This is a genomic window from Neobacillus sp. MER 74 (assembly GCF_023714155.1).
In genome coordinates this window covers 171,479-185,445 of record NZ_JAMAUV010000008.1, presented here as the reverse complement: position 1 = coordinate 185,445, position 13,967 = coordinate 171,479, and the positions used below count along the sequence as shown (strand labels likewise).

The 13,967-nt window shown below is 40.5% G+C and carries 11 protein-coding genes and 1 riboswitch; all 11 genes read right to left on the bottom strand.

The features are described 5' to 3' along the window. Positions 1-22: 22 nt before the first annotated feature. Entirely contained in the window at positions 23-1,240 is a 1,218-nt protein-coding gene (locus M3610_RS15610; protein WP_098574292.1) for an aspartate kinase, read from the bottom strand. Positions 1,241-1,353: 113 nt separating this feature from the next. Then, positions 1,354-1,531, bottom strand: a riboswitch (Lysine riboswitch). A gap of 70 nt (positions 1,532-1,601) precedes the next feature. Continuing rightward, complete coding sequence (uvrC, locus tag M3610_RS15605) at positions 1,602-3,374, bottom strand: excinuclease ABC subunit UvrC (protein ID WP_251460309.1); 1,773 nt, start codon at positions 3,372-3,374, stop codon at positions 1,602-1,604. A gap of 141 nt (positions 3,375-3,515) precedes the next feature. Next, positions 3,516-3,830: a thioredoxin gene (gene trxA, locus M3610_RS15600; protein ID WP_098574296.1), complete on the bottom strand. Its 315-nt coding sequence runs from the start codon at positions 3,828-3,830 to the stop codon at positions 3,516-3,518. A 146-nt stretch (positions 3,831-3,976) separates the two neighbouring features. After that, complete coding sequence (locus tag M3610_RS15595; RefSeq protein WP_251460307.1) at positions 3,977-4,954, bottom strand: electron transfer flavoprotein subunit alpha/FixB family protein; 978 nt, start codon at positions 4,952-4,954, stop codon at positions 3,977-3,979. A 39-nt stretch (positions 4,955-4,993) separates the two neighbouring features. Continuing rightward, the gene (locus M3610_RS15590; RefSeq protein ID WP_251460304.1) at positions 4,994-5,767 is read right to left on the bottom strand and encodes an electron transfer flavoprotein subunit beta/FixA family protein; all 774 of its coding nucleotides are present in this window, start codon (positions 5,765-5,767) and stop codon (positions 4,994-4,996) included. Between the two features lie 105 nt (positions 5,768-5,872). Then, on the bottom strand, positions 5,873-6,646 hold the full coding sequence (locus M3610_RS15585; protein ID WP_251460301.1) for an enoyl-CoA hydratase: 774 nt from the start codon (positions 6,644-6,646) through the stop codon (positions 5,873-5,875). A gap of 23 nt (positions 6,647-6,669) precedes the next feature. Next, positions 6,670-7,254: a fatty acid metabolism transcriptional regulator FadR gene (locus tag M3610_RS15580; RefSeq protein WP_098574304.1), complete on the bottom strand. Its 585-nt coding sequence runs from the start codon at positions 7,252-7,254 to the stop codon at positions 6,670-6,672. Between the two features lie 187 nt (positions 7,255-7,441). After that, positions 7,442-9,145 (bottom strand): long-chain-fatty-acid--CoA ligase, encoded by a 1,704-nt coding sequence (locus M3610_RS15575; RefSeq protein WP_251460299.1) that lies wholly within the window; start codon positions 9,143-9,145, stop codon positions 7,442-7,444. 232 nt (positions 9,146-9,377) lie between these two features. After that, a complete protein-coding gene (locus tag M3610_RS15570; protein ID WP_251460296.1) occupies positions 9,378-9,785 on the bottom strand; it encodes a DUF350 domain-containing protein in 408 nt (135 codons plus the stop codon). A 19-nt stretch (positions 9,786-9,804) separates the two neighbouring features. Then, positions 9,805-12,165 carry an endonuclease MutS2 gene (locus tag M3610_RS15565; protein ID WP_251460294.1) on the bottom strand — a complete coding sequence of 787 codons (2,361 nt, stop codon included), beginning with the start codon at positions 12,163-12,165 and terminating at the stop codon, positions 9,805-9,807. Between the two features lie 12 nt (positions 12,166-12,177). After that, complete coding sequence (gene polX, locus M3610_RS15560; RefSeq protein ID WP_251460292.1) at positions 12,178-13,896, bottom strand: DNA polymerase/3'-5' exonuclease PolX; 1,719 nt, start codon at positions 13,894-13,896, stop codon at positions 12,178-12,180. Positions 13,897-13,967: the final 71 nt, after the last annotated feature.

Sequence of the window (13,967 nt, the reverse complement as noted above, 5' to 3'; positions counted from 1 at the left end):
TAGTGCCTGACACCATTCTTTTTTATTGAACTGCAAGTCCGAATGCTTCGTGTAAAGCTTCTACTGCTTTTAACATATTTTTTTCTTCTACAACGGCTGACACTTTTATTTCTGATGTGCTGACCATTTTGATTTGGATGTTGTTTGCAGCGAGTACCTCAAACATCTTTGCTGCTACACCGGGATTGGAAATCATCCCTGATCCGACAATCGACACCTTCGCTAATTTGTTTTCAGCATCAATTTGCTCATAATTCAAAACAGCTTTATTGTCTTCTAGGACCTTTAATGTTTCTAATAGATCATTTGTATGAATAGAGAAGGACAAATTCGCAGATCCACCCTCAGTTGTGCTTTGGATAATAATATCCACATTCAGATGATTTTCAGCAAGTGTGGTAAAAATGGTTGATAGGCTTGTTAATGAATTAGCCAACCCTAATACTGTTACTTTTGTAATTTCGTCTTCAAATGCAACTCCGCGGACTACTAAGTTTTGTTCCATTGCTGCTTCCCCCTCAATAACTGTTCCTTCTATTTTCTCCATGCTCGAACGAACTTCGAGACGTACTTGATAGTTTTTAGCAAATTCCACTGCTCGTGGATGAAGTACTCCTGCACCTAAATTAGCTAACTCCAGCATTTCATCGTACGATACGGATAATAGCTTGCGGGCACTCTTCACATATCTTGGATCCGTTGTGAAAACTCCCGTTACATCCGTATATATGTCACATTTATCTGCCTTTAAGGCTGCTGCCAGTGCAACGGCTGTGGTATCGGAACCGCCACGGCCAAGTGTAGTAATTTCCCCCTCTTCGGTGATTCCTTGGAATCCCGCAACAATAACCACCTTGCCGGATTCAAGCTGTGATTCAATCGCTGCTGTTTTAATATTAGAAATCCGGGCATTTCCATGTACTGGTTCGGTCATAATACCAGCCTGCCACCCTGTAAAGGACACAGCATCAAGCCCTTGCTGGTTGAGAGCCATAGACAGTAACGAAATTGTTACTTGTTCCCCGGTCGATAACAGCATGTCCATTTCCCGTTTGTTTGGCTGCGTTGAAATCTCCTTTGCTAAACCGACGAGTGTATCCGTAGATTTACCCATTGCAGAAACAACAACAACCACATTATTTCCACGGTCAACCTCACCTTTTACACATGATGCAACATTTAAAATTCTTTCTACATTAGCGACGGAGGTGCCTCCGAACTTTTGTACAATAATCCCCATGTTTGTTTTCCCCTTCTCCAGATGTAATTCATATTTTTCCCCAAATAAACACAAAAAAGCAATGAGAAGGGCATCTCATTGCTTAAAACACGAAAAAAATTCTCGCACCTACAATGTAAGATAGCTCTCCAAGACATTAGTCTTGACAATCCAGCATTTATTCAATACAGGACCAGAAAAGAAAGTTATGAGACCTTCTTTACTTCGGCGAACATCCCCTTTCATGATTCTTCTCAGAAGCTCATCCTTCTCAGAACCACTACTCTTGAAGCTCGCACCTCTACCTTCACTTTAATACGTAAAAGTGATAGTAAATTAAATTTTCACTTATTATAGCATGGTCCTTTTTTTCTGACAATCACTAAGACTGAAGTTTTTTGATTAATTCTTCGGCTACATTCATGGGAATTCCGATATTTATGAATTCCTCTTTACTTGCTTCTTTCATTTTTTTCACCGAGCCGAACTGTTTTAACAATAACTTTTTCCGTTTCTCCCCAATTCCCGGAATATCATCAAGCAAGGATTGAAACGCAGTTTTTCCGCGCAGTTGGCGATGGAAGGTGATCGCAAAACGATGGACTTCATCTTGAATCCTTTGCAGTAAATAAAACTCCTGGCTGTTTCGCCCGAGCGGAACAATTCCTAAAGGATTGCCATACAGCAATTGGGATGTCCGGTGTTTTTCGTCTTTTACAAGCCCCGAGAGCGGAATATCTAAGCCTAATTCATTTTCCAAAACATCTCGTACGGCTTCAACATGCCCTTTACCACCATCAATAATGATTAAATCAGGAAGAGGAAGTTCCTCTTTTAGCGCGCGTGAGTACCTTCTTCTCGTTACTTCTCGCATCGATTCATAATCATCCGGCCCTTGAACGGTTTTGATTTTGTATTTACGGTATTCACGATGGTTCGCCTTGCCATCAATGAACACTACCATTGCTGATACAGGGTCTGTCCCTTGGATGTTAGAATTATCAAAGGCTTCAATCCGGTGCGGCGTGTAGATTCCCAGTAATTCTCCCAGGTTCTCCACTGCCTTAATGGTTCGATTTTCATCCTTTTCAATTAGTGAAAATTTTTCATTCAAAGCAATTTTTGCATTTTTAATCGCTAATTGCACAAGATCCTTTTTCTGTCCTCGTTGGGGCTGAAGCACTTTAACTTCCAACAGTTGTTCTGCTAAACTCAACTCGACATCATCTTGAATGAGAATTTCTTTCGGCTTAAAGTGATTGGCTTTCGAATAAAACTGACCGAGGAACGTTAAGATTTCTTCCTCTGGCTCATTATAGACGGGGAACATCGAAACGTCCCGCTCAATTAGTTTGCCTTGGCGGACAAAAAAGACTTGCACACACATCCAGCCTTTATCAACTGCATAGCCAAAAACATCACGGTCGGTAAAATCGGTCATCGTAATTTTTTGTTTTTCCATAATCGTTTCAATATGGATGATTTTGTCACGATATTCTTTTGCACGTTCAAAGTCCAATTCTTCGGAGGCAGCAGCCATTTTTTCCTTCAGCTCTTTTTTTATTTCCTTATACCCGCCATTTAAAAAGCGGGTGATTTCATCCGTCATCTGTTTATACTGTTCTTCCTGAACTTCATTCACACATGGTGCCAGGCACTGTCCTAAATGATAATATAAACAGACTCGGTCCGGCAGGGTTGAGCATTTGCGGAGCGGGTAGATTCGGTCAAGAAGCTTTTTGGTTTCGTTTGCTGCTGTCACATTGGGATACGGACCAAAGTATTTGCCTTTATCCTTTTTTACTTTTCTTGTGATAATAAGTTTGGGATGCTTTTCCGCTGTTAACTTGATAAACGGATAGGTTTTATCATCCTTCAGCATGATATTGTATTTTGGATCGTACTTTTTAATAAGATTCAGTTCCAGCAAAAGTGCTTCAATATTCGAAGAGGTTACGATATATTCAAAGTCCTCAATTTCATTGACAAGTCTTAGTGTCTTCCCATCGTGCGTCCCCGTAAAATAGGAACGGACACGATTCTTTAGTACCTTAGCTTTTCCCACATAAATAATCGTTCCCTGACGGTCTTTCATTAAGTAGCAGCCAGGTTGATCCGGCAGCAGCGTCAGTTTTTGCTTAATTGTTTCATTCATTCCGGCCACTCTCTCCCGTCTTATATATAATCTACTGTTAAAATATTAAAGGAAACGGCGCATAATTAAAAGTAGTAGTCTCTTGGAAAAATAAAAAAACCTTAGCTGGGTTATTTCCAAGCTAAGGCATTTTCATTTTATTTACACGTGTTTTTCTAAAACACCTGCTAGTGCATCTTTTGGTTGGAAGCCGACAACTTTATCAACGACTTCTCCATTTTTCATCACTAATAAAGTTGGGATGCTCATTACACCAAAGTTTGCTGCAGTTTGCGGGTTATCATCCACATCAAGTTTAGTGATTTTTACCTTATCGCCCATTTCTAAGTCAAGTTCTTCAAGAACTGGAGCGATCATTTTACAAGGTCCGCACCATGGTGCCCAAAAATCTACAAGAACAAGGCCTGAACCAGTTTCAGCCGAAAAGTTTTGATCAGTTAAATGTGAAATTGCCATTTATATTGCCCTCCTAATGATTACTGAGTTACTACCGAAAGTATAACATCGTTTAAAAAATCAAGCTAATAAATTGCTTCATCAATTATTATCCCCAAAATAAACAAAATACAAAACGAGCGGAAGCATTCCGCTCGCCCTTATTATTATGAGTGTACTTTGAGCTTTTTAAACTCCTCAGTTAGTAATGGAACTACTTCAAACAAGTCACCGACAATTCCGTAATCAGCTACTTTAAAAATGTTTGCTTCTGGGTCCTTGTTAATAGCAACGATTACTTTTGAGTTAGACATCCCGGCTAAATGCTGAATAGCTCCGGAAATGCCGCAAGCAATATAAAGATCTGGTGTAACAACCTTGCCCGTTTGGCCAATTTGCAGCGAGTAATCACAATAATCAGCATCACAAGCACCACGAGAAGCACCTACTGCACCGCCAAGGACTGTGGCTAACTCTTTAAGCGGTTGGAACCCATCCGCACTTTTTACACCGCGGCCTCCTGAAATAACTACTTTCGCCTCGCTTAAATCAACACCCTCACTCGCTTTTCTAACGACCTCTTTAATGATTGCACGAAGATCCTTGATTTCTACAGAAAGGGCTGATACATCTCCGCTTCTGCCTTCGTCTTTCTCAAGTGGGGCGATATTATTTGGTCGTACCGTTGCGAAAATCAAGCCCTCTGTCACAATTTTCCTTTCAAATGCTTTACCGGAATAAATCGGTCTTGTGAACACGACATTTCCACCCGCTACTTCAATAGCAGTGGCGTCTGAGATTAAACCTGATGCTAATTTTCCGGCAATTCTTGGGGAAAGGTCTTTACCTAATGAGGTATGTCCCAAAATCAGCCCTTCTGGTTTTTCTTGGTCAAGCACCGCTAAAAGTGCTTGAGCGTAACCATCTGATGTATAAAGTTTTAATTTCTCATCTTCAACCACAACCACACGGTCCGCACCAAATTGGATTAACTCAGTCGATAGAGCACTTACAGAATCGCCCACTAAAACACCAACTACTTCTCCGCCTTCAGCAACTGTTTTTGCTGCTGCAATTGCTTCGAATGACACATTACGTAATGAACCGTCACGAACTTCTCCTAAAACTACCACTTTTCTTGACATTCCATATACCTCCTGAGATCAAAATTTGTATTAAACCCGTTAGATTACTTTTGCTTCGGTATGAAGAAGTTGAACAAGTTCTTTTACTTGATCATTCAAATCGCCGGCTAGAACGCGGCCTGCTTCCTTCTTAGGCGGCAAATAAATTTCAATCGTTTTTGTTTTTGCTTCCACATCGTCTTCATCAAGGTCTAGGTCATCTAACTCTAATTCTTCAAGCGGCTTCTTCTTTGCTTTCATAATCCCAGGTAAGGATGGGTAGCGCGGTTCGTTTAGTCCTTGTTGGGCTGTAACTAATAGTGGGAGGCTAGTTTCGATGACTTCAGAATCACCTTCAACGTCTCTGGCAACGGTTACATTTGTTCCGTCAATTTCTAATTTAGTAATAGTGGTTACATAAGGTATGTTTAACAATTCCGCAACACGTGGGCCCACTTGACCTGATCCACCGTCAATCGCTACATTTCCGCCAATGATTAAATCAGCATCTTTATCCTTTAAATATTCAGCAAGGATTTTTGCTGTCGTAAATTGATCTCCGCCTTCTACATCATCCTCGGTATTGATAAGGACTGCTTTATCTGCACCCATTGCCAGTGCAGTACGTAATTGCTTTTCTGCTTCTTCTGTTCCAACAGAAATAACGGTGACTTCTCCACCTTTAGCATCGCGAACCTGGATTGCTTCTTCAATAGCATATTCATCATACGGATTGATGATAAATTCAGCGCCATCCTCATTAATTTTTCCAGCAGAAATCGAAATTTTTTCCTCGGTATCAAAGGTTCTTTTCATTAATACATAAATATTCATGATTTCCCTCCTAATAAAATTTCGAGCATTCGCTCAGTTTGAAAGATTGAGAAAATTTTTTATAAAAAAAGGGCTTCCTTTACAATTATACCTGCAAAGATAAGTTTATTCACCCTTAAAATTTGGTTCTCTTTTTTCAATAAAGGCTTGGATGCCTTCTTTCCCATCGTTAGAAACAAACACTTGACCAAATAACTCAGATTCTCTTTTGGAACCTTCGTAGAACTCTTCTGTTTTTGCATAATTTAGCAGTTCAATTGCCGCACTGATGGACCCTGGGCTTTTTTTCGCAATTTTCGCTGCTAGTTTAAGTGCCTGCGGGACTACTTCTGTGTCGGGAAAAGCACGATTTGCTAAACCAAATTGGACTGCTTCTATACCTGTGATTGGCTCAGAAGTAAACAGCATTTCTGCAGCTCTTGCCACGCCCACATATTTAGGCAGACGCTGCGAACCAGCAAATCCTGGTATTAAGCCAAGCTGCAATTCAGGCAGACCAAGTTTTGCCTGCTCACTAACATAGCGGATATGGCATGCCATTGCTAGTTCAAGCCCTCCGCCAAGTGCTGCACCATGGATAGCGGCGATAATGGGTTTCGGGAATTTTTCCATTCGGTCAAATAAGTCTTGCCCATACTTTCCAAGATTTGAAAATCCTTCTGAAGAAGTGACAGTAGTAAATTCTTTAATATCTGCACCAGCAGAGAAAAAGCGCCCTTCCCCATGAATGACAATAACTCTGATCTCGCGATTAGGTTCAATCTCATCAAGCACAGTTGACAATTCCCTTAGTAGTCCTGAAGAAAGGGCGTTTGCTGGAGGACGATCAATTGTAATTGTCGCAATACTGTCTTGAAAAGACCATTTTAAATATTCCATTGGATTTCCCCCTATTTTAATATTTATCGGCTTCCACAGCCATTAATCAAGAGGCGATGGACTGGAGTAGCCAGTGCAACTAGATCGTACTTTTCCTCGTTCATCACCCATGATGTCACGGTTTCATCGATTGTACCGAAAATCATTTGCCGGGCCAGACGGATATCGAGGTCGATGGGAAACTCACCGGTTTCTTTACCTTCAATAACAATCTTATCAATTACCTGCAGGTAACCTTTTAGAACATTATTAATTCGGTGCCGCAGTTCCTTATTCGATTGCCGTAACTCTAACTGTGTCACGATTGCCATGTGATGGTCTTCAGAAAGCATACTAAAATGAGCTTCTATCATCATTAATAACTTCTCTGCCGCCGTCCCTTTTCCTGCTATCATTGTATCTATTTTTTCAATGAAACTTCCCATTTTTTCTTCAAAGAGAGAGATAAGGATGTCTTCCTTGTTTTTAAAATATAGATAAATGGTGCCATCAGCCACTCCAGCCTGCTTTGCAATTTTTGAAACTTGAGCTTGATGGTAGCCATTTTCAGCAATTACAATCACCGCAGCATCAATAATTTGCATGTATTTGGGCTTACTTTTTTTCAACTTTATCCCTCCTTTGAAAAAAAAAGTTCTGTTCAGTTAATAAGAATTATTAAAAAGAAAAATATGAATGAATAATCATTCATATTTTAATAATAGTTATTATCTCTGGATATGTCAAGATATCTCATTACTTTTTTCATATAATGGGTTAGGGACAGGCTTAATCTGTCAAAAAAAAGAGGAGCAATTATGCGTGTTTTTGGTTTTCTTCTATTTTTTGTTTCTCTTCCTCAACTAGCATCCTTCTTAGAATTTTCCCTACGGCTGTTTTGGGTAATTCTTGTCTAAATTCATAGTATCTTGGTGCCTTGTATGCTGCAAGATATTTTCGTGAAAAATGATTCATTTCTTCTGCCGTAACCGTTGAACCTTCTTTTAAAACAATGTATGCTTTAACCGTTTCTCCACGGTATTGATCAGGTATTCCTGCTACAACCGCTTCAACCACATCCGGATGTTCATATAATACTTCCTCTATTTCTCTTGGATAGATATTATACCCACCGGCGATAATCATATCCTTTTTGCGATCAACGACATAAAAATAGCCTTGTTCATCCATATAGCCAAGATCACCTGTATATAACCATCCATCATGAAGGACTTCCTTGGTATCCTCTGGACGATTCCAGTACCCTTTCATGATTTGCGGCCCTTTTATCACGATTTCTCCCATTTCCTTGATCGGCACCGGTTCACCTGTGTCGGTTGCTACAACCTTTACTTCTGTATCTGGCCAGGGCACACCAATACTGCCTTTAATTCTAGGGGCATCCCATAAAAAGTTCGCATGTGTGACTGGAGATGCTTCCGTTAACCCATACCCTTCTACAAGCTTTCCTCCAGAAACGTCCTCAAACTTCTCTTGTACTTCAACGGGAAGGGCCGCTGAGCCACTGATACAAGAGTGAATGGATGATAAATCATATTTTTTCAAATCAGGATAATTTAAGAGGCCAATGTAAATGGTTGGTGCACCTGGGAACACGGTTGGGCGCTGTTGGTGTATGGTCTTCAATGTTGTCTCCACATCAAATTTAGGTAAAAGAATCATTTTATTGGCCTGCATCACCGATAAAATGAGCACCGTTGTCATGCCGTACACGTGGAAAAACGGGATAATTGCGAGTATTGACTCTTCTCCTGGCTTGGTTTTGTAAAGCCAGGCCTGGCACATCTTTGTATTAGCAATTAAGTTCTTATGAGTGAGCATGACACCTTTCGGAAATCCTGTCGTTCCACCTGTATATTGAAGGAGAGCAACATCTTCCTCAGGATTAAATTCAACATCCCTCACTTTTAAAGACTTCATTTTTACTATTTCCGAAAGCAGATGTGTGCTTCCTCCGTGTTTGACATTCACAACAATGCCATATTGTTTTTTCTGGATGAAGGGATAAATTAGATTTTTAGGGAATGGTAAGTAGTTCTTGATAGCGGTTACAATTATATGCTGTAAATTTGTATGCGGCATTACTTTAGATACACGTGGGTAGAGGATGTCGAGTGTAATGATTGCCTTTGCTCCTGAATCTTTCATCTGATATTCAAGTTCACGTTCCGTATATAATGGGTTCGTTTGTACAACAATTCCGCCTGCTATTAGTATCCCAAAATAACTAATCACGGCCTGTGGTGTGTTAGGCAGCATAATCGCGACCCGATCACCTTTTGAAATGCCCAGGTTTTCTTGCAAATAACCAGCAAACTTCATGGCATCTTCATAAAGTTGTTTATAAGTGATGTCTTTTCCCATAAAATGAATCGCTATTTTTTCAGGGTATTGCTCTGCAGAATTCACTAAGTATTGCTGTACAGGCTCTCTAGGGTACTCAAGTGTGGCGGGTATTTCTTTCGGATACAGTGCTAGCCAAGGCTTATCTTCATACATAAAATCCCCCTTTTCTATATGGATAATTTCAAAAATTCGAACTTCTCTTCTATTATATTACAGTACCTCACATTAAACAATTGACGATATAGTTAAAAAATCACCGCTGAATAATCCTCAGCGGTGATTTTGGCTTACGCAAAAAATAACATATAGATTAAACCGATTAGCAAAAACAAGCCGCATAATCCAAGAAGTATCTTAGCTAATGTCTCCACTTAATATTCTCCCCTTACGTAATACCTGAACCAATGACAATCGATAAGCCAATCGAGATCACCATCGAAATCAACCCAACTGCGCGATTATCATTTTGAATTTCTTCGTCAATTTTAAATTTTGGCGTTAAAAATTCAAAGATAAAATAACCAACTACTAATAACAGAAATCCATAAATCCCCCAGCCAATCATGGAAAGCAACGAATTGTTCTGCTCGATGGTACAGCGAAAGATATTGGCCACCCCAAATATTTTCCCCCCCGTTGCCATTGCCACAGCCACATTTCCTTTTTTGATTTCTTCCCAATTTTTATATTTGGTCACCATTTCAAAAATAGCTAAAAAGACGACCAAACATAAAATGACGACACTATAATTAGCAGCTATTTGAATATATTCGTTCTCCCAAAACTGGTCCATTGCCAAAACTCCCCGGACATTATTTAAACTCTACGATGGTTACGCCTGATCCGCCTTCCCCAGCTTCTCCAAAGCGAATTTTTTTGACAGAGCGATGGTTTCTTAAGTATTCCTGAACACCCTGTCGCAGTGCACCCGTTCCTTTACCGTGGATGATCGATACACGTGGATAACTGGAAAGCAGCGCATCATCAATATATTTTTCCACCTTAAGAAGAGCATCTTCATACCTCTCTCCGCGGAGGTCTAATTCCAGTTTAACATATGAATCCCGACCTTTGACAATCGCCATTGGCTTGGTTTCAACCTGTTTCGGGGTACTCATATATTCCATATCTTTTTCTTTTACTTTCATTTTGAGAATACCGATTTGAACCTGCCATTCATTTGAAGAAACTCTTTCAACCAGGGTGCCCTTCTGATCAAAGGTAAGTACCTTTACCTCATCGCCAGGCATATACGTATGTTTCTTTGTTTTTTTAGTTGTGAGTTTAGCAGCGGATTTTGGTATTTCTGGTGCGGCATTTTCTAAGCGCCGTTTTGCTTCAATTAATTCGTGCTCTTTAATATCGGCATGCTTTTCCGTGCGCATTTTGCGAAGATCTCGGATGACCAGTTCTGCCTCACTCTTTGCCTCATCAACGATTTCTCCAGCCTTCTCAGCTGCCTTCTCAAGCATAGAGTCTTTTTTCTCGTAAAATTCCATCAGTTGTTTCTGCAAGTCTTGATGGAGTTTCTCAGCAGACTTTAAATAATCGCGAGCTTCTTCTTGCTCTTTTTCTGCCAGTCGTTTACTATCCTCAAGCGATGAAATCATCTTATCAATTTGGTTCGTATCTTCACTAACATGTGAGCGGGCCGCCTCGATGACCCGTTCATTTAAGCCGAGACGTTTGGAGATTTCAAACGCGTTACTCCGCCCAGGAACTCCTAATAACAATTTATAGGTAGGGCTTAATGTTTCCACATCAAACTCGACACTTGCATTCAAAACACCCTCACGGTTATAACCGTATGCTTTTAACTCAGGATAATGTGTCGTCGCAATGACTCTCGCGCCCCGTTTGTGAACCTCATCTAAAATGGAAATCGCCAAGGCCGCACCTTCCTGCGGATCGGTGCCTGCCCCTAGTTCATCAAATAGTACAAGACTATTAAAATCGACGCGGTTTAAGATATCCACGATATTAACCATATGGGATGAAAAGGTACTTAAGCTCTGTTCAATGGATTGTTCATCGCCTATATCAGCATAAACTGCATCAAAAACAGCTAACTCCGAACCGTCATACGCTGGAATCTGCAAACCCGCCTGGGCCATTAATGTACACAACCCAAGTGTTTTTAAGGTGACCGTTTTTCCGCCAGTATTCGGACCCGTGATAACAATCGTTGTGAACTCTTTTCCAAGCATGATGTCGTTGGCGACGACTTCATCGATGGGAATAAGTGGATGTCTTGCCTTATATAATGCAATCCTTCCTTCATTATTCATGATCGGCATGGTTGCTTTTATTTGCTTTCCAAACCTTGCCTTTGCAAAAATAAAGTCTAAATTAGCAAGGACTTTGACGATGACTTTAAGTTCACTTTCGCGCTCAGCCGCTGCGGCGGATAACTCGGTAAGAATCCTATCGATTTCGAGTTGTTCCTTCACACGAATATCCTGCAGTTGATTGTTTAATTGGACAATCACTTGCGGTTCTATAAAAAGGGTTTGTCCCGATGCACTTTGGTCATGAATAATCCCGCCATAATGGCCGCGATACTCTTGTTTAACAGGAATGACAAATCTGTCATTTCGAATCGTGACAATAGCGTCGGAAAGCATTTTGCTGGCATTAGAAGAGCGAATCATACTCTCTAATTTTTCACGAACTCGCGATTCATTGGATCTAAGTTGATGCCTTAATGACCGTAAAAGATCGCTTGCACTGTCTAATACCTCACCATTGTCATCGATGGCTTGTTTAATTGAATGCTCAAGGTTTGTGAGCGGAATAATTCTCTCCGCTTGTTCAGACAAAATCGGAATTTCTGTTCGTTCATCAGCAAACTCTTCGATAAATCGTTTCATTTGTCTGCTTGCATGGATAGTACTAGCTATTTGAATAAGTTCATGCGGGCTTAACACACCGCCAATGACAGAACGTTTGATGTGTGCAGTTATATCATGAACACCTGAAAGTGGAACATTCCCTTTTACCCGGAATACCGTCGCTGCCTCATCTGTTTCAGCTTGAAGTTTAACCACCTCATCAAAATCAGTAGATGGGACTAAGTCCTGTATTTTTCTTCTCCCAAGGGAAGAAGCCGCATGTTCTATCAACTGTTCTTTAACTTTAGTGAATTCTAATACTTTTAATGCCTTTTCTTGCATGGAGATAACCTCCTATTCTCGATTATGTAAAAATTCTAGCAGGTCATTTTTATCCAGGGCATTTAACACGGATGATTTTTTAATCCAGCCTTTTTTGGCTGCGGAAACACCGATTTCCATATGCTTTAATGTGTCCATTTTATGTGCATCTGTGTTGATAAGGATTTTTACTCCCGCATCTTGAGCCTTTCGTAGATATTCGGCTGCTAGATCTAGCCTATTGGGATTTGCATTTAGTTCTAGTGCTGTATTGGTTTCTTTGGCAAGTTGAATCAGTAAATCGATGTCGACATCATATCCTTCGCGGCGCCCGATTTTTCGGCCGGTTGGATGAGCTATTAAATCCACATGGGCATTCGTTAACGCTGTCTTTAGACGTTCCATGATTTTTTCCCGCGGTTGAGAAAAGGCAGAATGAATGGAGGCAATCACGAAATCCATATCAGCCAGGAACTCATCATCATAATCCAAGCTGCCATCTGGAAGAATATCCATCTCGACACCCGCTAGAATAAGAAAATCATCATACTTTTGATTTAGTCTGTTAATTTCTTCTCTTTGCATTAGTAGTCTTTCGCGTGTAAGGCCATTAGCCACTTTTAAATACTGTGAATGGTCTGTGATGGCCATATATTGATAACCTCTTGCCCGGCAGACTTGAGCCATTTGTTCAATGGAATGGGCACCGTCGCTCCAGGTGGAATGCATGTGCAGATCACCTTTAATATCTGCTAACTCAATTAATTCCTCCGTTGCACTGAATATCTCGACTTCTTTCCCGTCCTCTCTTATTTCTGGAGGAATAAAGGGAAGGTCAAAATGCTTGAAAAATTCTTCTTCAGATGAGAAGGTGAGAATTTCCCCTGTCTCGCTTATTTCCACGCCATATTCACTGATTTTTTCACCGCGTTCTTTCGCAAGTTGTCTCATCCGGACATTATGATCTTTTGATCCAGTGAAATGATGCAGAGTTGTGATAAATTCTTCGGGTTTCACGAGGCGAAAATCGACAGAAATATCATAATCATAGGCAAAAACGAGGGAGACCTTCGTTTCTCCTGCTCCAATCACTTCTTTAATGTTTGCTAATTGTAATAGCTGCTCGCGCACATGTTCAGGCTGATTGGTTGCGATGATAAAATCAAGATCTTTAATCGTCTCTCTCATTCTGCGCAGGCTTCCTGCACGTGAGAATCGCTCAATATCTTTAAATTCCGCCAGTGTGGCTTCAATCTGCTCTGCAATAGGCAGCATGTACGCTAACGGAAGCCGTTCAGGCCTTGTACCGACATTGGCAATGGCACTGAGAATTTTTTCCTCTGTTTTTTTACCAAAACCAGCGAGTGCTTGAACCTTTCCTGCTTCACAGGCTTTTTTTAAACTGGAAACATCAATGACCTTTAACTCTTTGTATAGTTTTGCAATCTTCTTACCCCCAAGTCCTGGGAGCTGAAGCAACGGGATTAGTCCTCTTGGAACCTCCGCCTTTAACTCTATTAACACGGAGGAAGTACCCTCTTTTATGTATTCATCTATGACAGCGGCTGTCCCTTTACCGATCCCAGAAATCGTTGTAAAATCTTCAATTTCTGTTAAGTCTCGTTCATCTGTTTCCAAGGCATTGCCCGCTTTTCGAAAAGCAGAAACCTTAAAAGGGTTTTCTCCCTTTAACTCCATATAAACGGCAATCGTTTCTAATAAGCGTAATAAATCTTTTTTAGTTGCTTCCATTATTAAGTCACCTACCTACTGATTAGCATTTTCATTTTAGCCTACTTTATGGCATGAATAGAAAAACTTCT